The sequence below is a fragment of the Pseudomonas sp. 43NM1 genome (assembly GCF_002836905.1).
In the GTDB taxonomy this organism is placed as follows: domain Bacteria; phylum Pseudomonadota; class Gammaproteobacteria; order Pseudomonadales; family Pseudomonadaceae; genus Aquipseudomonas; species Aquipseudomonas prosekii.
This window is the reverse complement of the sequence record NZ_MKGS01000125.1, coordinates 44,649-66,914: the sequence shown is the minus strand read 5'-3', so window position 1 is coordinate 66,914 and position 22,266 is coordinate 44,649. Positions and strand designations below refer to the sequence as shown.

Genomic DNA, 22,266 nt, shown 5'->3' with positions numbered 1-22,266 from the left:
GGCCAAGGCATCGCTGTATTTACGCGCCAGCGACAGGAAGCCGATCGCCGGATTCGCGTCGAACAGCTTGATGAAACCGGCCGTGGTGGTGCAGATCAGCAGCCAGACCGCTGGCAGCATGGTCACCCAGATGTAGCGTTGGCGTTTCATTTTGATCAGCACAACCGTGGCAAGCATCAGCGCGATGCCGGCGAGCATCTGGTTGGAGATGCCGAACAACGGCCACAACGTATTGATCCCGCCCAGCGGATCGATCACGCCCTGATACAGCAACCAGCCCCACATCGCCACACAACCGGCGGTGGCGATCAGGTTGGCGGTCCAGGATTCGGTGCGTTTCAGCGCCGGAACGAACGAGCCCAGCAAATCCTGAAGCATGAAACGCCCGGCACGCGTGCCCGCGTCCACCGCCGTCAGGATGAACAACGCCTCAAACAGAATGGCGAAGTGGTACCAGAATGCCATGGTGTTTTCACCCGGTAGCACGCTGTGCAAGATCTGCGCGATCCCCACCGCCAACGTCGGCGCACCACCGGCACGCGCCAGGATCGTGGTTTCGCCGATGTCATGCGCGACCGCTTGCAGCGCTTCCGGGGTAATCGCAAAACCCCAACTGCTGACGGTTTGCGCGACAGTCACCACGTCGGCACCGACCACAGCGGCCGGGCTGTTCATGGCGAAATACACGCCCGGCTCGATCACCGAAGCGGCGACCATGGCCATGATCGCGACGAAGGATTCCATGAGCATGCCGCCGTAACCGATGTACCGCGCGTGGCCCTCACTGGCGAGCAGTTTCGGCGTGGTGCCGGAAGCAATCAGTGCGTGGAAACCGGAAACCGCGCCACAGGCAATGGTGATGAACAGGAACGGGAACAAACCGCCCTTCCACACCGGCCCGGTGCCGTCGATGAATTGCGTCAGCGCCGGCATTTTCAGCTCAGGCATGGTGATCAGAATGCCAACTGCCAACGCGAGAATGGTGCCGATTTTGAGGAACGTCGACAGGTAATCGCGCGGCGCCAGAATCAGCCAGACCGGCAGCACCGCCGCGACAAACCCGTAACCAATCAGCATCCAGGTGATCTGCACCCCGGTGAAACTGAAGACTTTGGCCCACTGCGGATCAGCCGCAATCTGCCCACCGACGAAAATCGAACCGAGCAGCAACGCCACGCCGATCAACGAGATTTCGCCAATGCGCCCCGGACGGATGTAGCGCATATAAATGCCCATAAACATCGCGATCGGAATGGTCGCCATCACCGTGAACATGCCCCACGGGCTGTCAGCCAAGGCTTTAACCACGATCAACGCCAACACCGCGAGGATGATGATCATGATCAGGAAGCAGCCAAACAGCGCGATGGTTCCGGGGATACGGCCCATTTCTTCACGGACCATGTCGCCGAGCGAGCGGCCGTTACGCCGCGTCGACAGGAACAGCACCATGAAGTCCTGCACCGCGCCGGCAAACACCACGCCGGCAATCAGCCACAGCGTGCCGGGCAAGTAACCCATTTGCGCTGCCAGCACCGGACCGACCAAAGGCCCCGCGCCAGCAATGGCGGCGAAGTGGTGACCGAACAGGATGTGTTTGTTGGTCGGCACGTAGTCCAAGCCATCATTGTTGATGACGGCGGGCGTGGCACGAGTGGGATCGAGTTGCATCACCCTGTTGGCGATGAACAGGCTGTAATAGCGGTAGGCAACGAGGTAGATGGCGATGGCGGCGACGACGATCCAGAGGGCGTTGATCGCTTCGCCGCGGCGCAGGGCCACGACACTCAGCGCAATCGCTCCAATGACAGCCACGACAAACCAGGCGAGGTGTTTAACCAGACGGGTCATTGCGTGTCTCCTGCCGGCAGTCCGATAGGCCGCGGCGAAATTTTTATAATGGGTCCCCGCTCCACAACGGACAGTCGGGCGCGAGGCCGCCTAATATCCGCGCATGTCGCCAGCAGCGGAATCCGCAGAACTACGTAAGGCTCGTCTACGTAGTTCTACGCAGAATGGTTTTTCCGTCAGTCCGGCGGCGCGCAAGGCTGGCCAAGTGCAGCGGTTTTTGCCCTATGATGCCCGCCATCCGTCACCCGTCCGGTCTCGACAGGAGGGAACATGCAGCTCAAACACAAAATCGTCGCCCTCGGTATCTTGCCGCTGATCCTCGCGATTGCGGTCATTTGCGCGCTGGTGATGTTCCAGAACCGGCAACTCGGCGAGCAACAGGCGCAGTTGATCGAGGACAGCATTCTGGCGAGCAAACGCGCGGAGTTGAAAAACTACGTGGAGATGGCCAAAAGTCTGATCGAGCCGCTGTACGCCGACGGCACCGGCGATGAGACGGCGCAGCAGCGCGTGCTCGAAGAACTGCGCAAACTCAGCTTCGGTCTCGACGGTTACTTTTTTGTCTACGACCGCCAGGGCCGCAGCCTGATGCACCCGCGCCAGTCCGATCTGGTCGGCCAGGACTTGTGGAACATGACCGATCCGCACGGTTTGCCGGTGATTCAGGCACTGCTGAAAAGCGCCGAATCCGGTGCCGGGTTCCAGCGTTATGCGTGGAAAAAACCCTCGACCGGCGCCGTCACCGAGAAGCTTGCTTACGTGGTCATGCTCGAGCGCTGGGGCTGGATGCTCGGCACCGGCATCTACCTCGAAGACGTCGAACAAGCCACGCAACAGGCGCGCGATGAAGTCGCGCAAGGTATCCACGGGACGATGCTGGCAATCACCGCCGTCGCGCTGATTGCGGTGTTGCTGGTGTTTGTCAGCGGCATGACGTTGAACGTCAGCGAACATCGACTCGCGGACAAAAAACTCCAGCGCCTCAACCAGCGCATCGTCAGTTTGCAGGAAGAAGAACGCTCGCGGGTTTCGCGGGAATTGCATGACGGCATCAGCCAACTGCTGGTGTCGATCAAGTTTCAATTCGAATTGGCCAGCCATCTGATTGAGGCCGGGCGCGACAATGGCCTGGCGATTTTGCGTGAGGCAACGGAGCGACTCGGCAGCGCCATCGGCGAGGTCCGGAGCATTTCCCATGACTTGCGTTCGTCGCTGCTCGACACCCTCGGTCTGCCCGCCGCCATCGGCCAACTGGCCGCCGAGTTCCAGCAGCGCAGCGGTTTGCAGGTCAATTATGAAAGCGACTTGTTTGACTGCGATCTGGTCGACGGCGCCGCGGTGGCGGTGTTTCGCATCGCCCAGGAAGGCTTGACCAACATCGAACGCCACGCCCAGGCGAGCACGGTTTCGATTACCTTGCAGGGCTCGGCGCAGGCATTGCGCCTGATCGTGGTGGATGACGGCATCGGTTTTAATGTGAATCGCATCGACCGCTTGAACGCCGGCATCGGCCTGCGCAATATTCGCGAGCGCGTCGAGCATTTTGGCGGCCGCCTCGACCTGCATTCAATGCCGGGCCGCAGCGAACTGAACGTGCTGTTGCCCATGACTGCGCCGGCCGGTTGAAACCGCTTCGCGTCAAACGACTATAAGAGAAGAGAACCGATGAGCCTGCCCTTCCCGATCCGCGTCGCTCTGGTCGACGATCATTCGCTGGTCCGCGAAGGCATTCGCGCGTTGCTGGCGGTCGTGGATTTTCTGGCGATTGTCGGTGAAGCCGACAGTGGCGCGAGCGCGCTGGAAATGGTCGCCCGGACCCAGCCGGATTTGCTGCTGGTGGACATTGGCCTCAAGGACATCAACGGCCTGGAATTGACCCGGGTTCTGCGCCGCGACTACCCATCGATCAAAATCCTGATCCTCAGCATGTACGACAACAACGAGTACATCAGCGAGTCCGTGCGCTCCGGCGCCAGCGGTTATGTGCTGAAGAATTCACCTTCGCGGGAGATCATTGCGGCGATCGAAGCGATTGCCAGCGGCGGCACATTCTATAGCGCTGAAATCGCGCAGAAACTCGCCGCCGAACGCCCGACCGACAACGAGCTGACCCCGCGTGAAAGCGAGGTCCTGTGCAAAATGGTCTTGGGCTTGAACAACAAGGAAATGGCCCGCGAGCTCGACATCAGCGTGCGCACGGTGGAAACCCATCGCCTGAGCATTCGCCGCAAACTCAACATCGACAAGCCTGCGGCGCTGCTCAACTACGCGATCGAACGCGGCTTGATCTCACGCTGAACGGCATCGCCGCGATCAGAGCTTGGCAATCGACACTTCGGTGGATTTCACAAACGCGATCACTTCGCTGCCGATCTTCAATTCCAGGTCGCGCACCGAGCGCGTGGTAATCACCGACGTGACGATGCCGGACGCGGTTTGCACATCGATTTCGGAAACCACTTCGCCTTCGACGATTTCCTTGATGACGCCTTTGAACTGGTTACGCACGTTGATCGCTTTGATGGTCATGTGGCGGCTTCCTGTCTGTTGTTTGGCAAGTGGGTACTGAGTGCAGGCCTCCAACATGCACCGCTTGCCGAAACAACAAAAGGAATAAATAACGATTTGGTTATTCTTTAAATGAATATAAGAGATAGGCGTTAATCGCTGTGAAACTCAAATCGCGGGCAAAAAAAAATCCCAGGCAGCTGATGGACGCCTGGGACTTAAAAATGCATAAACCGTGGTGGTGAACGCGGGGCGATATTAACCTACTAAAACACTTTGAAACAAGATATTTCTACGCACCGTTCAGTTAATTAGCTCCGTAAGCCCTTATATATCAACACTATTTGTGCGGAATTTAGTGCTCACGCAATCGGAATCAGTGGATCTGCAGCGGCCCACGCGGCCTCGCGATTGGCCTCGGGCGGGTAAATCCAAACGGTATTGATCGTGGTTTTAAGCGCCTTGCCTTCCTGTTTGACCAGCTTGACCTGGCGATCCCAACCCTCGGTGTAGACCGCGCCCCACGCGCCGAGATCCAGGCACGTGACATATTTCGGTTGGCTGTAAGGTGTTGGTTCGACGCCGAGCAACTGCGCCGCCACGTTGTTGCCCGCATGCCGACCAAGGACGATGGCGTGCTGGCAAGTCATCAGCGCATGATTGCCGATTTCGTCGCTGGCCGCGTAAGCCACATCACCGGTGGCAAAAATGTCGTCCTGACCGATCACTTTCAGATGTGCATCGACGTGCAAACGGCCGAGGCCATCGCGCTGGCCGGGGATCTGTTCGGTCAAGGTGCTGGCGCGCACGCCGGTGGTCCAGATCACGGTTTTAGCGTCGATGCGCTGACCATCGGCGAGCGTCACGCCGTTTTCATCGACCGCGACCACCGACGATTTCAACTGCCACTTCACGCCGAGCTCAGTGCTCGCCTCGGCGATTGACTGGCTGATTTCTTCGCCCATGGAGGCGCCAACCTTGTCGCCGCGATCAACGATGATCACCTGGATTTCAGCGCGCTCGCCCAGGATTGCGCGCAAACGGGCGGGCATTTCTGTCGCAGTTTCGATACCGGTAAAACCGCCACCGGCAACGACCACGGTGTTGCGCGCATTGCTTTGCGGCAGGTCTGCGAGGGCTTTCAAATGATTTTCCAGGCGCACGGCTTGTTCGATCTGATCGACATCAAATGCGTGTTGCACCACGCCCGGCGTGTTCGGCGAAGCGAGACGGCTGCCGGTGGCCAGAACGAGTTTGTCGTAGCTGAGCACCTTTTTTGCGCCGAAGGCATCGAGATACGCCACGCATTTTTCCGCGACATCGATGGTTTCAGCAGCGCCCTGGACGAACTTCACACCCACGGCGTCGAACAGTTTGTCGATTGGCGCGGCGAGTTGATGTGCGTTCGGTTCGTAGAAGCGCGGACGCACCCGCAGCTCGGCCTGCGGGGCCAATACGGTCACTTCGACGCCGTCGTGCTGATGAATATCGAACAAACGGGTGGCGCTCAAGGCTGTCCACATTCCGCCAAAACCTGCGCCGATAACCAGAATCTGCTTTTTCATTGTTGTGCTCCGAGAGGTAAACCAGGTGATGAATCTTTTTGGAAACTGCGACTGCTTGTCGCCAATAACTACGACTCTATTGGTCGCCCTTCATCCGCACAAGTCAACTTTACTGATCATTCCAATCTGATTTTTCGATCCATCTACGCAACCCGCATAAACCGGGGCTAGCTAACTCGCGGCGATCAGAGAAAGAGCAAAGCAGCACAATAAAGCGCGTTGCCACCCTCCTGCCTCGCTGCTAATATTTGCGACAACTTTAGTCGGAGATTGATATGTCTCTTTACAGTGCAGGTGTCGAGTACGGCATTCACTGCCTGCTGTTTCTGGTGGGCCATGGCGGTGATTCGCGGGAAGCGAGCGTGCGCGACCTCGCAGAACTGCAAGGCGTGCCGTTGGACTATCTGGCGAAAATCTTCACCAAACTCGCCAAATCAAAATTGGTGGTGGCCACTGAAGGCGTGCGTGGCGGCTTCAAACTGGCCAGGCCGGCGGATGAAATCACCTTGCTCGACATCGTCAATGCGATCGATGGCCAGAAGCTGATTTTTGATTGCCGCGAGATCCGCGGGCGTTGCGCGCTGTTCGAAGGCTCGGCGCCGGAATGGGCGCTGGACGGTCGCTGCGCAGTGCATGGAGCGATGATGACGGCGCAGAAACGCATGGAAGACGCGCTCGCGCAGACGACGATTATCGACCTCGCGAGAAAGGTCGGACGCAAGGCGCCGCCAGAGTTTTCCGGGCAAGTCGATGACTGGCTGACCGATCGGCGCGAGAAGAAAACCTCAGCAACCACCGAGCACTCCATCGCCGTGACCGACATCACCGACTAGCCTGTCCGCCGAAAAGCAAAAAAAAGCAGAAACGCTCGTTTCTGCTTTTTTATCCGTTCTGTCCTGCAATCAAACCTTACAGGCAGTCGCGCACCGCTTGGCGCATCGCAGCCGATTTCGCCCACGGCGGCCCTTGATACAGCGAAACCCGGCTGCCGTCCTTGGACTTGACGATGTCGAGGATCTCGTCCGCCGTGATGATGCTCGGCGCAGTCAACCGGTAGCCGTTGGAAATGCCCATCTGATGGGTCTTCGACACTTGCGCCTGCCACAACGGCAGCACGCACGCGGCGTACTCTTTAGGCGGTTTGGCGCTGTACTTGCTGACATTGGGCTCACCGGGCACCAAAGACGCAGGCAATGAACAACCCGCCGACATAGCCACCGCTACCCCCGCAATCAACATCCGCATGACGCTTCCTCATCCTGAAAAACGGCGAATGTAGCGCGTAGACGCGCAGACATCCAGTAAACGATCAGCGAAAACCAGCTAACCGACCGCCGCCCTGCGCCGCTGGACGCTGCATTATTGCTCCCCCATGAAAAAGCCCCGACAAATGCCGGGGCTGCTTTTGCTCATCATTGCCTACCGGCTATTCGCCGGCCGGCTCGCCCGCGCCTTGTACACCGGCAACGCTGAGGCGAATGCCAGGGCTTCTTCGCGGCTGGCGAACGCGCCCAACCGGTCACCTTTGGTGCACACCCGCCACGGGCCGTGGTTAACGCTGAGTACGTCATAACCGTTGATGTGCAGTTTGGTCAGCATTTCAATGCTCATGGTCACCTCCTGTCTGGGCAGTGAAAAACCACAATCGACGCGCTTACCTTACACCCGACGTCCGCCAAGGTGCCGACCAGACGTCGCGCGAGCCAATTCCCTTGCAGGTTGCACTTTCCGCAAGCGCCAGCAGTCGAACACCTGAAGGCGACGAAACACGGGGCCTCGGCCCGAATATTGCATTTTTATGACTGTTTTGTGACAACCGGCAATTGGGTAACACATGAAAGTACGCGCCACCGTTATTTGCGAGCAAGACCGACACGTCCTTCTGGTGCGCAAGCCCCGGTGTCGCTGGACCTTGCCCGGCGGTAAAGTCGAGCGCGGCGAAACCACCATGAACGCGGCAACCCGTGAACTGGCCGAAGAAACCGGCCTTGGCGTCGACGGCATGCTCTACCTGATGGAACTGGAAGCAGGCAGCACCCGCCACCACGTTTATGAAGCGTCGGTGATCAATCTGGACGATGTGCGGCCGCTTAATGAAATCACCGATTGCCTGTGGCATCCGCTGGACGCCGTGCAAAACCTCAACATCAGCGACGCCACGCTGCGCATCGTGCGGGCGTTTCAGCGGCGTTTGTAATGCGCCTCAGCCCTGATCGCCACCGCCGACCGGCATGATCATCCCAGTGATGTACGACGCTTCGTCGCTGGCCAGAAACAGGATGGCGCTGGCTTGCTCATCCAGCGTGCCGTAGCGTTTCATCAAACTGCTGTCGAGCGTCTGATCGACGATCTGCTGATACCAGACTTTTTCCTGCGCACTTTGCTCGGCAGTGTTGCGCGGGATCAGCCGTGGCGGCGCCTCGGTGCCGCCCGGCGCCGTGGCGTTGACCCTAACCCCGCGCCCGGCCGTTTCAAACGCCAGGCACGCGGTCAGCGCGTTGACCCCGCCCTTCGCCGCGCCGTACGGCACTCGATTGACACTGCGCGTGGCAATCGAGGAAACATTGACGATCGCGCCACTGCCCTGCTCGAGCATGAATGGCAGCGCAGCATGGCAACACCACAAGGTCGGGAACAACGAGCGGCGCACCTCGGCTTCGATTTGCTCAGGCTGATAATGCTCGAACGGCTTGGCCCAGATCGTCCCGCCGACGTTATTCACCAACACATCCAGACGCCCGAAACGCTCGACGGCGGTGCTCATCACGCGAGTGCATTCGCTGTAGTCCTCGAGGTCGGCGGTCAGGGCCAGCACCTCGCTAAACGCGGCCAAATCTTTCTGCACCTCGAACACCCATTCAGAGCGATCAACCAGAATCAACTGCGCCCCTTCCGCCGCCATCCGTTCGGCGACGCGCCGGCCAATGCCCTGCGCGGCGCCAGTGATCAGCGCGACTTTGTCTTTAAATCTGTTCATACCAACCTCGTGACCAATGGCCAGATACGGCGTATCTGCCGGGACCCAATCCCCGTAGGCGTGAGCCTGCTCGCGAAAGCGCCCTGCCAGACAATATCAACGCTGAATGTCCCGACCTCTTCACTAGCAAGCTCGCCCCACAATGGACGGCTGTCTGCGCAAACGAAGGTTTACCCCGCGCTGGCCGCAAACTTCTCGTAGTAAAAATTCGCCGGGGCGATGCCTTGCTCGCGAATGTAGTGGCTGACCGCTTCGACCATCGGCGGCGGACCGCACAGGTAGACGTCGACGTCGCCATCGTTCAAGTGCCGTGGCTCGATGTGCTGGGTGACGTAGCCCTTGAGCGGATGTTGGCTGTCCGGGTTGGCCACGCAGGCGCTGAAACTGAAGTTGGGAATGCGCGCGGCGAAGCCTTCGAGGCGGTCGAGTTCGACCAGGTCAAAATCGTTGGTCACGCCGTAGATCAAATGCAACGGCTGCTCGCTGCCCTGCTCGGCAATTTTCTCGAGCATGGCGGTGAACGGCGCCAGTCCGGTGCCACCCGCCAGCAACAACAGCGGCCGCCGAATATCACGCAGGTAAAAGCTGCCCAGCGGCCCGGCCAGGGTGATGCTGTCGCCGGTCTTGGCCATGCCGGTGAGGAAGCTGCTCATCAAGCCGCCGGGGACGTTGCGAATCAGAAAACTGACCTCACCATCGCGCTGCAATGAGCTGAACGAATAGGCGCGGGTCTGCTCACTTCCGGGCACGCCGAGGTTGACGTATTGCCCCGGCAGAAAAGCCAATTTGCTCAACGCTTCACCTTTGATCGACAGCGCAATGGTGCTGTCGGACAACTGGCGCACGGCACTGATGTTGGCCTCGAAGCTGGCTTGCTGCGTGCGGCACACCTGCGACGACGTCGGCACGCGGACCACGCAATCGCTTTGCGCGCGCATCTGGCAGGTCAGGACAAAACCTTGCGCGGCTTCGTCCTCGCTGAGCGCGTCTTCGATGTACTCCTCGCCCAAATCATAACGGCCGGCCTCGGCGAAACATTTGCAGGTGCCGCAAGCGCCGTCGCGGCAATCCAGTGGAATATTGATGCCTTGGCGGTACGCGGCATCGGCCACGGTTTCGCCGACATTGGCGTCGATGAAACGGGTGACGCCGTCTTCGAAATTGAATGCAATGGAATGGGTCATGACGGCCACCTCACAAGTGATAAACGTCGATGACCTGGCGAACGTAGTCGTTCTTCAGGATGACTTTTTTCGCCGTGATCAGCGGGGTCTCGCCGCGCACATCGAGGGTGTAGAAACTGCTGCCGAAGTAGCTGTCGACGGTCTTGTAGCGAAAGCTCAGGGTGTGCCAGTTGAAGCGCACCTTGCACGCGCCGTCGGCCTGCTCCAGCAGCTCGATGTTGCTCAAATTGTGCGAAGTGCGGGTGTCCGGCACGCTGGCGCTGGAGCGCTCGGTTTTGATCCGGAAGATGCGGTCTTCAAGGCCGGTGCGGTTGCCGTACCAGATCAGCGAGATTTCCCGTTGCGGGTCTTCGGTGAGCTCGTCGTTGTCGTCCCACGATGGCATCCAGAACGTCGCGTTCGGGGCGTACAGTTCCAGCCATTGGTCCCACTGTTTGTCATCGAGGAAGCGCGCTTCGCGGTAGAGAAAATCGCGCACGGCGTCATAGGTAATGGTCATCACACGGCCTCCACGGCAATCAGCTCGGACTGCTCGGCGGCCAGCGCCTTGAGCATGGTCTGTTGCCAGTATTTGTGTTGCAGCACGAACAGACCTTCGTCCTCGGTGCGCACGCCGCTGAGCAGCGGATGCAGATCGATTTCCCGCGCCGCTTCATCGGCGCCCTCGACCCAGTGTTCGGCACCACGGGACATGTCGTTCCACGTCGTGACGCTGCCCTGATAGCTGGTCTGGCATGAACGAAACTCTTCGAGATCGTCCGGCGTCGCCATGCCGCTGACGTTGAAGAAGTCCTCGTACTGACGAATCCGGCTCGACCGCGCGTGGTCGCTTTCACCTTTGGGGGCGATGCAGTAAATGGTGATTTCGGTGCGGTTGACCGAGATCGGCCGGGCGATGCGGATTTGCGAGCTGAACTGGTCCATCAGGTACACGTTGGGGTACAGGCACAGGTTGCGCGAATTCTCGATCATCCAGTCGGCACGGGCTTGGCCGAAGTCGCGGGCCAACTCGTCGCGGCGCTCGTAGAGTGGCCGGTCCTCGGGGTTCGACCAGCGCGTCCAGAGCAGCATGTGGCCTTTGTCGAACGAGTAGAAACCGCCGCCCTGCCTGGCCCAGGTGCCGGCGCTCATGGTCGGGTTGCTGTCACCGGCCTCGCGTTGCTTGCGCTGGTTCTGGGTCGCGGCGTAGTTCCAGTGCACCGAGCTGACGTGGTAACCGTCGGCGCCATTTTCGGCGGTGAGTTTCCAGTTGCCTTCGTAGATGTAGCTGGAGGAGCCGCGCAACACTTCCAGGCCATCGGCGGACTGGTCGACGATCATGTCGATGATTTTTGCCGACTCGCCGAGGTGCTCAACCAGCGGCAGCACATCAGCCTTGAGGCTGCCGAACAGAAAGCCGCGATAGGACTCGAATCGCGCGACTTTGGTCAGGTCGTGGGAGCCGTCGCAATTGAAACTAGGCGGATAACCGGCTGCGGCGGGGTCTTTGACCTTGAGCAGCTTGCCGGAGTTGTTGAACGTCCAGCCGTGGAATGGGCAGGTGTAGGAGCTTTTGTTGCCGGTCTTGTGCCGACAGAGCATGGCGCCGCGATGACTGCAGGCATTGAGGAACGCGTTGAGTTCACCGGCCTTGTTGCGGGCGATGAAGATCGACTGGCGGCCCATGGTGGTGGTGTAGAAGTCGTTGATATTGGGGATCTGGCTTTCGTGGGCCAGGTACAGCCAGTTGCCTTCGAAGATGTGCTGCATCTCCAGGTCGAACAGGCGCGGGTCGGTGAACATCTCGCGTTTGCAGCGATAGATGCCGGTGTCTTTGTCGTCTTCGAGCAGGGAGTGAAGGTATTCGGGTCGCAGGGACATGGCCGCCGCCTCCATTGTTTTTATTCAGGCAGGGCCAATGTAGGACGGGGCTGTGTGGCGGACTATCCGCTGGCTGCAGACCTTTGTCCGTTTAGTGCAGCAGGTTATGCATGCAGCAGCCAGATTTGTAGCAGCCAGGTTTTGTAGCAGCTGCTACGGGGGTTGCTACGGGGCTGCGCAGGTTCAGTGTCGGCGCTTGAGGGTGTCCGACGGCAGTTCGCCGAACTGTTTGCGGTAGCTGTCGGAGAATCGCCCGAGGTGCAGGAAGCCATAATCCATCGCCACTTCGGTGACGTTGCGCACGTTGCAGGTCGGGTCGCTGAGGCAGGCGTAGACCCGTTCCAGGCGTTTGCGCCGGATGTAATGCTGCGGCGAGGCCCCGGCGTGGCGTTCGAACAGACCGTACAGCGAACGCAGGCTCATCCGCGCCTGACGCGCCAGTTCTTCGCTGTCGATGTCGTGCTTGAGGTGGCGCGCGATGTAATCGGCAATCACCTCGAACGTCGCCGCCGGCGCACTGAGGCTGCTGCGGCTGACGTTGGTCTGCATCAAGCCAAGCATCTTGCTGACGATAATCTGCGCGTAATGCTCGTGGACCTTGGGCATCGGCTCGGCGGCTTCCGCCTCCTGGCAAATCATCGCCAACAGGCTGACAAACCCTTCAAGTTGATTGAGCTGATAACGGTTTTGCAAAAACCGCACGCCCTGCCCCGGATAGCGCCAGCGCTGCTCGTCACACACCGACTCAAGCAAGCGGCTGGGGACTTTGAGGATGAATTTTTCGCAATCGTCGGAATATGTCAGGTCCACCGGATCGTCAGGATTGATCAGCAGCAGCTCGCCGGGCTCGAAGTAATGTTCATCGCCGTGCCCGCGCCACAGGCAATGGCCGCGCAGCAGCACTTGCAGGTGATAAACGCTTTCCAGCGCGCCGGAGGTCACGCGCACGCTGGCGCCGTAACTGATGCGGCACAGGTCGAGGCTGGCGAATTTGCGATGGTCGAGACTGGCCAGCGGCCGCCCGGCGCGCGGCATCAGCAGGCAATGATTGCCGACATGCTGATTGACGTAGCCCGACACCGCGTAAGGGTCGGCCTGCTCGAACACTCGGCTGCGCTGACTCAACAGTTGCGCTTGCATGGTCGCGTCACTCTCATTGTTTTTATGGGGTCGCATCATGGCAAAACCCTGACCCACCACAACCCCCTGTAGGAGTGAGCCTGCTCGCGATAGCGGACTGTCAGCCAACGGTGATGTTGAAGCTGAATACGCCATCGCGAGCAGGCTCACTCCTACAGGTTATTTGGGTCAGCCCTTGTGGGAGCGAGCTTGCTCGCGATAGCGGTGTGTCAGTCAGCGGTGATGTTGAAGCTGATTGCGCTATCGCGAGCAGGCTCACTCCTACAGGGTGATGTGGATCAGTCTTCGAGGGCGCGAACGCGCTCGGGGCGCTCTTGCTCTTGCGGTTGTGCGGAGGTTTGCAGGGTGAAATCGAAGTCGATTTCGGCAAACCGGCCGCTGATGCCGTGCGCCGCCGCGCGCTGCTGGTCGTCGCTGAAAGTGATGTGGGCGATCAGTTCGTCGCGAGTCGCGTAGGCGAAATCGTCGTGCAGGTATTGGTCGCCGTCGAGGTTGATCTGCGTGGTCAGGTGCCGATGATCCGCCGCCGAAATGAAGAAGTGAATATGCGCCGGGCGCTGACCGTGACGGCCGAGCTGATCGAGCAGTTGCTGAGTCGGACCGTCCGGCGGGCAACCGTAGCCCGACGGCACAATGCTGCGCAAACGGTAACGGCCAGCGGCATCGGTGACAATGCGCCGACGCAAGTTGAACTCCGATTGCGTGGTATCGAAATACGAATAAGTGCCGCCGGTATTGGCGTGCCAGACGTCCACCACCGCCCCGGCAAGTGGCTCGCCGGCGGTGTTGCGCACCTGGCCCTGCATGAACAGCACCACGCCCGGATCAACGCCATCATCGAGTCGCGCCTCGCCTTCAACCAGCGGCGCGCCCGCCACGTACAGCGGCCCTTCAATGGTCCGCGGCGTGCCGCCAGCCTTGCCGGCCTGCTCGTCTTCGGCGTCCATCAACAGGTCGAGATAATGTTCCAGGCCGATCCCGGCAACCAGCAATCCGGCTTCCTGACGCGCGCCGAGCACGTTCAGATAATTCACCGCTTTCCAGAACTCTTCCGGGGTTACCGCGAGGTCTTCGATGATGTTCACCGAATCACGCAGGATCCGGTAAACCAGCGACTTGACCCGTGGATCACCGGCCTCGTTGAGCAGGCCGCTGGCCTTTTCGAGAAACTTCTGGGCGCTGGCAGTGTGGGAAATTTTCACGTTCATCAGGTTTCCTCCTCTTGTCTTTATTATGGTGGCGAACTGGACAGGCTGGGTTCAGCGGTCATCCTCGCGAATCGAAGCCATAATTCACGCCTGTCGATACCCGTCAGGTTCTTGAGCTTCTGCAACCGATTCTCGTACGGCTTTTTCCGGGCGGCCAATATAGAATTGGTCTGGCTTGATACCTTAAAGGTATCTACCGAATCAGTATCTGGAGGTTTCATGGAACTGCGTCACCTGCGTTATTTTCAGGTAGTGGCCCGCACTCTCAACTTCACCCGTGCCGCTGAACAACTGCACATTGCGCAGCCGCCGCTGAGTCGGCAGATCCAGCAATTGGAAGACGAACTCGGCGTGCAGTTACTGGAACGCGGGCGGCCGCTGAAGTTGACCGAGGCCGGACGGTTTTTTCACGAGCATTCGAGCGCGCTGCTCGAGCAACTGGCCAAGGTCTGCGACAACACCCGCCGCATCGGCCTAGGCGAAAAGACCTGGCTCGGCATCGGTTTTGCGCCGTCGACGCTGTACGGCGTGCTGCCGGAACTGATCCGCCGTTTACGCAATCCCGAATACCTTGAGCTGGAACTGGGCTTGTCGGAAATGACCACGCTGCAACAAGTGCAAGCGTTGAAGGCCGGACGCATTGATATCGGTTTCGGGCGCATTCGCATCGACGACCCGGCGATCATCCAGACAGTTTTGACCGAAGACCGCCTGGTCGCCGCCCTGCCCGCCGGGCATCCGCTGCTGGCCGGGCCGATCAGCCTGCGCGAACTGGCGAAAGAGCCTTTTGTGCTGTACCCCGGCAACCCGCGCCCGAGCTACGCCGACCACGTCATCGCGCTGTTCGAATCCTGCGGCGTGAGCATCCATGTCGCGCAGTGGACCAACGAACTGCAAACCGCGATCGGTCTGGTCGGCCCCGGCATCGGCGTCACCCTGGTGCCAGCCTCGGTGCAACTGCTGCACCGCGACGACATCGGTTTCACCCCGCTGCTGGAAGAAAACGCTACCTCGCCGATCATCCTCAGCCGCCGAGTCGGCGATGTGTCGCCGGGGCTGAGCCATTGTTTGCGGATGATTGAAGAGTTGCTGCCTCACGAGTGATCACGCCGCGACCCTTGCAGGAGTGAGCCTGCTGGCGATTGCGCACTGTCAGCCAACGCTGATATTGGATGCTGAACAACCATCACGAGCAGGCTCGCTTCCACAGGTTTTGTGTTTCAGTCAGTGGGAATCGCCATCCCACAGCCAGTTCCAGATCCCCGGCAATTGCACCGGCTCCGCGCTTTCGCTGACGGTGCGGGCCAGCGCCGCTTCGAGCAATTGCTGCTGATCGTCGTAAAACGGTTTCGGCGCAGTTTTCACGCCGGTCTCGCGGGCGCTGTCGAGGAGGATTTGCAGGTATTCGCGGGTATGCCGAGCGGTGTAGCGATTGAGGTCGTGGAAGGTCACCACCACCGGAATCACGCCGTCGACCGTGGGCAATTCGCCGCGGGCGATGCGTTCGCGGACTTCCGACAATTGCAGCAACATGTTGGCCCGGCGTCGTGGACTGGCGTTGAACCCCCAGATCTTGCCGTCATTGGCGCTGACGTCGGTCAGCAGCACGTGCATGCCGTGGCGTTTATACGCGGCGAAAGTGCGCGCGTCGTAATTCCAGAACGGCGGCCGCAGCAGAGTCGGCGGCGTGCCACTGATCGCGGCGATAGCCGCCGCGCCTTGGCTCAAAGTCTGTTCGAGGTCTTGCGGGCTGAGCCAGCGATGGTTGGTGTGCCAATGGGTGGCGGTGTGAAAACCGAGGATGTGGCCCTCGGCATGCTCGCGCTGCATGACGCGCCGGCCAATGTCGCTGTCGCCGGCACGCGGCGCGCCGGTCTGGACGAAAAATACCGCTTTGATATTCGCTTGCAGCGGATTCTCGGCAAGGCCGTCCAGCACGGTCTCGGTCGGGTTCCAGAAACTTGAGGCACTGGGGCCGTCGTCGAATGTCAGCAGAAACCGAATCGGCGCCTGTGCCTGCAAGCGTTGCTGGGTCTGCGCGGTCATTTCGATCGGCGCCGAGATGCAACCGGTCAGTCCGATAGCCACCGCGAGCAGCGAGAGAATCCTGAACAGCTGTGTCATGTTTTGCCTTGGGCCCGACCATTGCGGTCATCACGTTAATGGCAAAACCCTCGCCCGGTGATCCTCCACTCGGCCCGCATGTCGTTGCGCGCGCAAAGTCGGGCAAGGTTACACAGTGTTGGCGTTGCGCGCTCCCGGATTAGTGTGTCAGCGCCTGTTCAAACGAGTGATCGATGATCGGCGCGGTGGCCAACGCGGCCGGCAGCGCCTTGACCTTGAACAGGAAATCCGCAGTGCTTTGCAGATCGGCGGCGGCTTGCTGATCCACCGGGCCGACGGTCATGTGCGCCTGGCGCAACCAGTGACGCGAAACGTTCTGATCGAGGTTGGCCTTCTTCGCCCAGAGGTCGGCGTATTCATCGGTGTGGTTATCGACCCAGGCCCGGGCCTTCTTCAGGCGCCCGAGAAAATCGGCGATGGCTTCACGTTTGCTGTCGATTGCTGGCGTTGAAGCAGCAATCGCGCTGAGACCAGGCATCAGGTTCTTCGCGGTAAGAATCGGCCGGGCGCCGGAAAAGAGGATTTGTTGCGAGATGTACGGTTCCCACACCGGGAACGCATCGATGCTGCCCTGCGGTAACGCCGCCGCAGCATCAATCGGCATCAACTTGATGAAGTCGACGTAGTTCTCCGGCAACCCGGCCTGCTCCAACGCGCGCAAGGTCAATTGCTGACTCCATGCACCGGGCCAGTAAGCGACTTTTTTACCCTTCAAATCGGCAATGGTTTTCACCGGTGAATCCTTGGGCACCAGCAACGCAATGGTGTCGGGGTTTTGCCGCGACACGCCGATCAGCTTCACCGGCGCCTGCTTGGCGGCGAGGAACAGAAAACCCGAATCGCCGAGAAAACCCAAATCCAGTGCGCCCGTATTCAGCGCTTCGGCCAATGGCGCGGCGGCCTGGAAGTGTTTCCAGTCGACGGTGTAAGGCGCGCCTTCGAGCACGCCCGACGCTTCCACCGAGGCGCGCACGTTGTAGTAATTCTGATCGCCAACGTGCAGGACTACCGATTCAGCCGCGTAGGCGAAGGGTGCAAGCAACGTCGCAGAAAACAAGGCGCAGCTCAGCAGACTGCGCAGGGATCGGGACAGGTTCATCGAAAGCTCCGGGGGTGTTATTTCGATAGACCATAACGCTCTTACTGAGCGGCTTTTAAATTCTTTTTATGCATAAGCTAATGATCGGCTGCGGTCTCTGTTTGCCTGGCAACAGCGGTTCAACAGACTGTTTGTCCGTGTTCACCGCCCTCCGTTCTCCAAAGGCCTGAAGTGTGGAAAACGCTGGATTCAGCGGACATGGCACAGAGCCTGCAATATTCCTTATATGCAGGACGCATCGCTAACAACCATTCATCAGGACATAAGAATTCAATCGCCTCGCCTGGAGCTGTGCCCATGAAATTCCTCTTCCGTTTTCCCAACGCCAGGCACTTGCTCAGCGCCGTCGCCATCGCTTTCAGCCTGCAACCCTTGGCCCATGCCGCCGACACCGCGCCGGCCGAAGTGCATCTGGATTACGCCTATTACTCGCCGGTGAGCCTGGTACTCAAGCATTTCGGCTTCCTCGAAAAAGCCCTGCCGCAGACGAAAGTCGGCTGGGTGTTAAGCCAGGGCAGCAACCGCTCGCTGGAATATCTGAACAGCGGCGGCGTCGATTTTGCCTCCTCCGCCAGCCTCGCCGCGGTGCTGAGCCGCGCCAATGGCAGCCCGATCAAGTCTGTTTACGTCTACAGCCGCGCCGAATGGACCGCGTTGGTCGTGCGCAAGGATTCACCGTACAAAACCGTGGCCGACCTGAAGGGCAAGAAAATCGCCGCGACCAAAGGCACCGATCCGTACCTGTTTACTTTGCGTAGTCTGCAACAGGCCGGCCTGAGCAAGGACGACGTCGAACTGGTGCACTTGCAGCACCCGGACGGCCGCACCGCGCTGGAAAAAGGTGATGTCGATGCCTGGGCCGGACTGGATCCGCACATGGCGGCGAGTCAGGTCCAGGCCGGTCCGCGTTTGCTTTACCGCAACACCGACTTCAATAGTTATGGCGTGGTCAGCGTCACCGACAGCTATGCCAAGGAGCATCCGAAAACCATCGAAACCGTGCTCAACGCCTACGAACAGGCGCGGGAATGGGCGGTGAAGAACCCGGAAGAACTGGCAAAACTGCTCGCCACCGAATCCGGCCTGCCGCTAGAAGTGGCCAAGCTGCAATTGTCGCGCACTGACCTCAGCACCCCGCAATTGAGCGCCAAGGACGTGCTCGCGTCCAAAGCTGCGGCGCCGATCCTGGTGTCCGAAGAACTGGTGCGGCGCGGGGTGAATGTCGATCAGGTGATCGATCAACTGATCGACACCGGCTTTAAACAAACCGTCGCCCGTCAATAACAAACACCACCCCCCCGTAGGAGCGAGGCTTGCCCGCATAGAAGTCAGATCGGTCTTGCTGAAAGACCACGTAATCGTTCTTCGCGGGCAAGCCTCGCTCCTACACAAAAGGGGCATTGATGTGGAGGACTCATGACCAGCAAAAGCAAATCCCTGCCCGCCCACCTCGCACTCTCCGCGCCGAAACGCCTGAGCAATGCCTGGAAATTGCGCCTCAAAGGCCTGGCCCTGCCGCTTGCGATCGTCTTCGTGCTGGAATTTGTCGTACGCATCGGCTGGCTTCCGTCCTACCAGATGCCCGCCCCCAGCGAAGTGGCGCTGACCCTCGGCGAACTGGCCGACGGCGCGCTGTGGAAACACATCAGCGCCAGTCTGTTGCGGGTTTTGCTCGGTTTTGCCATCGGCGCCAGCCTGGCGCTGGTATTCGCCGCGTGGGTCGGTTTGAGCCGCGAAGCCGAAGCCTATCTGGAACCGACATTCGCCGGCCTGCGCTCGATCCCGAGCCTGGCGTGGGTGCCGCTGTTGCTGCTGTGGGTGGGTATCGACGAAACCTCGAAAATCGTCCTGATTGCCATCGGCGCGTTTTTCCCGGTGTACCTCAACGGCGTCGCGGCGATTCGTGACATCGACCGCAAACTGGTGGAAGTCGGGCAAATGTACGGATTCAGCCGAGCGCGGCTGGTCCGCCGCATCCTCCTGCCCGCCGCCCTGCCCGGCCTGTTCACCGGGCTGCGCAGTGGCATGAGCCTAGCGTGGATGTTTCTGGTGGCTGCCGAACTGATCGCCGCCACCAAAGGCCTCGGCTATTTGCTCAGCGACGGCCGCGAGACTTCGCGCCCGGACATCGTGTTGGCGGCGATCATCGTGCTGGCGATTCTCGGCAAATTCAGCGACGGCATTCTCGCCAGCCTGGAAAGACGTTTCCTCGCCTGGCGCGACACTTTCAACGGCCAAAATGCAGGGGAATAAGCATGACCGCACACTTGCTGGACATCCGCGTGGAGCGCAAAAGCTTCGCTAGCGCCACCGACCTCAACAATAGTGCTCTCAACAACACTGCCCTCAACAACGTTGTTCTCAACAACATTCATCTGCAGCTCAAACCCCGCGAAACCGTGAGCCTGCTCCGCCCCAGCGGTTGTGGCAAAAGCACCTTGCTGCGAATTGTCGCCGGGCTGGAAAAGGACTTTCAGGGCGAACTGACTAACCATGCCGGAGAAGTCGCGTTTGTGTTTCAGGAACCGCGCCTGATGCCGTGGCTGACGGTCGAGCAAAACATCGGTTTCAGCGCCGACAAGCAGTACGACAAGGCCTGGGTCGCGCAATTGATCGACGAAGTCGGCCTCGGCGGGTTTGCCCAGGCGCTGCCCAAAGCCTTGTCCGGCGGCATGGCGCAACGGGTGGCGATTGCGCGCGGTTTATATTCGCGGCCGCAGGTGTTGCTGCTCGATGAACCGTTCAGCGCGGTGGACGCCTTCACACGGATGAAACTCCAGGACTTGTTGCTGCAACTGGCCGAGCGCCACGCAATCGCATTACTGCTGGTCACCCACGATGTCGATGAAGCGCTGTACCTCAGTGACCGCGTGCTGGTAATGGACAACCGGCCGAGCAGCATTCGCCAGGAATTGGCGGTGCAACTGGCGCATCCGCGCGATCGCCGCGATCCGTTGCTCGCACAACTCAAGGCTTTGTCGCTGACCGAGTTGCAACGCGCACATGTCATCTAAGCTGAAATCTCCTGTAGGAGATTTCGCCAATGTGTGGACGACTGACGCAGTACCGGGGTATTCACGATTTTGTCGCGGTGTTGAGCATTCCCGACGCGCTGATCAATCACGTTGGCGATCAGCCGTTGGCCCGGTACAACGCCGCGCCGACCACGCAACTGGCGCTGTTTCATCAGCAAAATGACGGCTTGCATGCCGACAACGTGCGTTGGGGCTGGCGACCACACTGGGCCAAGGATCGCGCGGCACCGATCAATGCGCGTGTCGAGAAAGTCGCGCAGGGGGCTTTTTTCCGCTCGATATGGCCGAACCGGGCGATCTGTCCTGTCGATAATTGGTTTGAATGGGTCGACGCCGGCGATTCGACGCGCCAGCCGTGGCTGATTCGGCACCGCGATCACACGCCGATTTATTGCGCGGCGATTGGGCAGTTTCCTGTGGCGGGTGGCGAACCACGGGACGGTGATGGTTTTGTGATCATTACCGCGGACGCTGCCGGAGGCTTGCTTGATGTGCATGATCGGCGGCCGGTGGTGCTGTCGGCGGAGTTGGCCCGCGAATGGCTCGACCCGGCGACGCCCAAGGAGCGCGCCGAGCAAATGGTCTTGTTTGAGGGCGAAAGCAGCGAATCTTTTGAGTGGTACAAAGTAGGCAAAGCTGTAGGAAATGTCCGAAACCAAGGTGCCAGTATTATTCAGCCCTTAGTTTGACGCGCGCGTCCTGATTTAACTATTACTCACACCAACAAGTTGCCTATACAACTTCGCCGCGCAAACGTTACATACAGTGTTTCAAGCGCGAGACACTTATTTTAGTGCGGCTGTTTGCCGCACAACCGCTTGTCTGACATTCCGATCGTCATACATACATTTCGCCCCGCTACAGCTAGCATGCGCGCCGCATTTCCATAAGCATTCCCAGTTGACCGATGAGTCAACAATCAAGGAAATTCCTACAACTTTTACACACCTGCAGAGAACTAAGTTGCGCGACGATTTTGCAAACAATCAAGTCGATGGGCTGGAGTGTGTCTATCTTTCAATGACAGAACACTTGCAACTCAATTGTTTTATCGGCAATTACATAAAAACCCGAAACCTGCACTCAGTCGCGGATATCGAGAATGTTCTGCGGGCCACGCTGAAAAACTATCCGGGCAAGGCGCCAGTGATGGTCAATGAAGTCAACGCGTGGATCGACAAGACCCTCGGCTACCGCACCGCGCACCCGGATTTCCCGCAGATGGAAGATGCCTGAAAGACCTGTTGTGGTGGTCACAACATCCGGGCACGCCCCCGAAACTGTAGGAGCTGAGCTTGCTCGCGAAGGGGCCGGCAGCCGCAACATCTTCAGCGCCTGAACGACCGCTATCGCGAGCAAGCTCGGCTCCCACAGGGGATTGTCGTGGTCACAAAATTCGGACACGACAGTTTTTGGGTGGTCACAAAACCCGGGCACGCCGCGGGAACTGTAGGAGCTGAGCTTGCTCGCGAAGGGGCCAGCAGCCGCGACATCTTCAGCGACTGGACGACCGCTATCGCGAGCAAGCTCGGCTCCCACAGGGGGTTGTGGTGTTCAGGGTTTCAGCGGGATTTCGATGTCGCGGTCGGACAGTTCTTTGCCGTCATCGGGGTGTTTCCAGTCTGGCCTCGAACGGCGCTGGCGCTCGATTTCTTCGTGGCTGGGTTGGTCGGTGTCTTCTTGCAGATCCGGTTGCCCGGGTTCATTGGCCATGC

24 protein-coding genes are annotated in these 22,266 nt (G+C 59.6%); 10 read left to right on the top strand and 14 right to left on the bottom strand.

All coding sequences use genetic code 11. The annotated features are described in order from the left end of the window. Positions 1 to 1,851, bottom strand: a 1,851-nt coding sequence (locus BI292_RS11670) for a carbon starvation CstA family protein (RefSeq protein WP_101207965.1), incomplete at its 3' end; no start/stop codon positions are given. Positions 1,852 to 2,121: 270 nt separating this feature from the next. On the opposite strand from BI292_RS11670, the gene BI292_RS11665 reads away from it, so the two are divergent. After that, positions 2,122 to 3,477 (top strand): cache domain-containing protein, encoded by a 1,356-nt coding sequence (locus BI292_RS11665; protein WP_101207964.1) that lies wholly within the window; start codon positions 2,122 to 2,124, stop codon positions 3,475 to 3,477. A gap of 39 nt (positions 3,478 to 3,516) precedes the next feature. Then, entirely contained in the window at positions 3,517 to 4,149 is a 633-nt protein-coding gene (locus BI292_RS11660; RefSeq protein WP_092269420.1) for a response regulator transcription factor, read from the top strand. A 15-nt stretch (positions 4,150 to 4,164) separates the two neighbouring features. Here the strand turns inward: BI292_RS11660 and BI292_RS11655 are convergent, their stop codons facing one another. Together BI292_RS11655 and BI292_RS11650 are read right to left on the bottom strand one after the other, a co-directional pair. After that, the gene (locus BI292_RS11655) at positions 4,165 to 4,380 is read right to left on the bottom strand and encodes a molybdopterin-binding protein (protein WP_059404251.1); all 216 of its coding nucleotides are present in this window, start codon (positions 4,378 to 4,380) and stop codon (positions 4,165 to 4,167) included. A 341-nt stretch (positions 4,381 to 4,721) separates the two neighbouring features. Further along, positions 4,722 to 5,924 carry an NAD(P)/FAD-dependent oxidoreductase gene (locus tag BI292_RS11650; protein WP_101207963.1) on the bottom strand — a complete coding sequence of 401 codons (1,203 nt, stop codon included), beginning with the start codon at positions 5,922 to 5,924 and terminating at the stop codon, positions 4,722 to 4,724. Positions 5,925 to 6,199: 275 nt separating this feature from the next. On the opposite strand from BI292_RS11650, the gene BI292_RS11645 reads away from it, so the two are divergent. Further along, positions 6,200 to 6,757 carry an Rrf2 family transcriptional regulator gene (locus BI292_RS11645; protein ID WP_092269426.1) on the top strand — a complete coding sequence of 186 codons (558 nt, stop codon included), beginning with the start codon at positions 6,200 to 6,202 and terminating at the stop codon, positions 6,755 to 6,757. A 76-nt stretch (positions 6,758 to 6,833) separates the two neighbouring features. Here BI292_RS11645 and BI292_RS11640 read toward each other — a convergent pair whose 3' ends face one another. Next, entirely contained in the window at positions 6,834 to 7,169 is a 336-nt protein-coding gene (locus BI292_RS11640) for a hypothetical protein (protein WP_092269429.1), read from the bottom strand. Between the two features lie 174 nt (positions 7,170 to 7,343). After that, positions 7,344 to 7,535, bottom strand: a complete 192-nt coding sequence (locus tag BI292_RS11635) for an SPOR domain-containing protein (protein WP_101207962.1) — start codon at positions 7,533 to 7,535, stop codon at positions 7,344 to 7,346. Between the two features lie 223 nt (positions 7,536 to 7,758). Here BI292_RS11635 and BI292_RS11630 point away from each other — a divergent pair, with 223 nt between their 5' ends. After that, positions 7,759 to 8,121: an NUDIX hydrolase gene (locus BI292_RS11630; protein ID WP_092269435.1), complete on the top strand. Its 363-nt coding sequence runs from the start codon at positions 7,759 to 7,761 to the stop codon at positions 8,119 to 8,121. Positions 8,122 to 8,127: 6 nt separating this feature from the next. Here the strand turns inward: BI292_RS11630 and BI292_RS11625 are convergent, their stop codons facing one another. The 6 genes from BI292_RS11625 to catA all read right to left on the bottom strand — a co-directional run bounded on the left by BI292_RS11625 (position 8,128) and on the right by catA (position 14,293). Continuing rightward, positions 8,128 to 8,901 (bottom strand): 1,6-dihydroxycyclohexa-2,4-diene-1-carboxylate dehydrogenase, encoded by a 774-nt coding sequence (locus BI292_RS11625; protein WP_101207961.1) that lies wholly within the window; start codon positions 8,899 to 8,901, stop codon positions 8,128 to 8,130. Positions 8,902 to 9,071: 170 nt separating this feature from the next. Then, a complete protein-coding gene (gene benC / locus BI292_RS11620; protein WP_101207960.1) occupies positions 9,072 to 10,085 on the bottom strand; it encodes a benzoate 1,2-dioxygenase electron transfer component BenC in 1,014 nt (337 codons plus the stop codon). A gap of 10 nt (positions 10,086 to 10,095) precedes the next feature. Then, positions 10,096 to 10,584, bottom strand: a complete 489-nt coding sequence (gene benB / locus BI292_RS11615) for a benzoate 1,2-dioxygenase small subunit (protein WP_101207959.1) — start codon at positions 10,582 to 10,584, stop codon at positions 10,096 to 10,098. Beyond that, a complete protein-coding gene (benA, locus tag BI292_RS11610; protein ID WP_101207958.1) occupies positions 10,584 to 11,945 on the bottom strand; it encodes a benzoate 1,2-dioxygenase large subunit in 1,362 nt (453 codons plus the stop codon). The genes benB and benA overlap by 1 nt, the downstream gene beginning before the upstream one ends. Positions 11,946 to 12,128: 183 nt before the next feature. Continuing rightward, entirely contained in the window at positions 12,129 to 13,085 is a 957-nt protein-coding gene (locus BI292_RS11605) for an AraC family transcriptional regulator (protein WP_101207957.1), read from the bottom strand. Between the two features lie 278 nt (positions 13,086 to 13,363). Beyond that, positions 13,364 to 14,293, bottom strand: a complete 930-nt coding sequence (gene catA / locus BI292_RS11595) for a catechol 1,2-dioxygenase (RefSeq protein ID WP_101207956.1) — start codon at positions 14,291 to 14,293, stop codon at positions 13,364 to 13,366. 219 nt (positions 14,294 to 14,512) lie between these two features. On the opposite strand from catA, the gene BI292_RS11585 reads away from it, so the two are divergent. After that, positions 14,513 to 15,397: a LysR family transcriptional regulator gene (locus tag BI292_RS11585; protein ID WP_101207955.1), complete on the top strand. Its 885-nt coding sequence runs from the start codon at positions 14,513 to 14,515 to the stop codon at positions 15,395 to 15,397. A 120-nt stretch (positions 15,398 to 15,517) separates the two neighbouring features. On the opposite strand, the gene BI292_RS11580 is transcribed toward BI292_RS11585, so the two are convergent. Together BI292_RS11580 and BI292_RS11575 are read right to left on the bottom strand one after the other, a co-directional pair. Further along, entirely contained in the window at positions 15,518 to 16,417 is a 900-nt protein-coding gene (locus BI292_RS11580) for a polysaccharide deacetylase family protein (protein WP_101207954.1), read from the bottom strand. Between the two features lie 139 nt (positions 16,418 to 16,556). Further along, positions 16,557 to 17,516, bottom strand: a complete 960-nt coding sequence (locus BI292_RS11575) for an ABC transporter substrate-binding protein (protein WP_101207953.1) — start codon at positions 17,514 to 17,516, stop codon at positions 16,557 to 16,559. 297 nt (positions 17,517 to 17,813) lie between these two features. Between BI292_RS11575 and BI292_RS11570 the strand changes: the two genes are divergently transcribed. The 5 genes from BI292_RS11570 to BI292_RS11545 all read left to right on the top strand — a co-directional run bounded on the left by BI292_RS11570 (position 17,814) and on the right by BI292_RS11545 (position 21,787). After that, positions 17,814 to 18,800: an aliphatic sulfonate ABC transporter substrate-binding protein gene (locus BI292_RS11570; RefSeq protein WP_101207952.1), complete on the top strand. Its 987-nt coding sequence runs from the start codon at positions 17,814 to 17,816 to the stop codon at positions 18,798 to 18,800. 132 nt (positions 18,801 to 18,932) lie between these two features. Further along, positions 18,933 to 19,769 (top strand): ABC transporter permease, encoded by an 837-nt coding sequence (locus BI292_RS11560; RefSeq protein ID WP_101207951.1) that lies wholly within the window; start codon positions 18,933 to 18,935, stop codon positions 19,767 to 19,769. A gap of 2 nt (positions 19,770 to 19,771) precedes the next feature. After that, positions 19,772 to 20,530: an ABC transporter ATP-binding protein gene (locus tag BI292_RS11555; protein ID WP_101207950.1), complete on the top strand. Its 759-nt coding sequence runs from the start codon at positions 19,772 to 19,774 to the stop codon at positions 20,528 to 20,530. Positions 20,531 to 20,559: 29 nt separating this feature from the next. Further along, positions 20,560 to 21,240, top strand: coding sequence for an SOS response-associated peptidase family protein (locus BI292_RS11550; protein ID WP_101207949.1), 681 nt, complete (start codon positions 20,560 to 20,562; stop codon positions 21,238 to 21,240). A 274-nt stretch (positions 21,241 to 21,514) separates the two neighbouring features. After that, a complete protein-coding gene (locus BI292_RS11545) occupies positions 21,515 to 21,787 on the top strand; it encodes a hypothetical protein (RefSeq protein WP_092269478.1) in 273 nt (90 codons plus the stop codon). 318 nt (positions 21,788 to 22,105) lie between these two features. Here the strand turns inward: BI292_RS11545 and BI292_RS28930 are convergent, their stop codons facing one another. After that, complete coding sequence (locus BI292_RS28930) at positions 22,106 to 22,264, bottom strand: hypothetical protein (RefSeq protein ID WP_167370413.1); 159 nt, start codon at positions 22,262 to 22,264, stop codon at positions 22,106 to 22,108. Between the last annotated feature and the right edge of the window lie 2 nt (positions 22,265 to 22,266).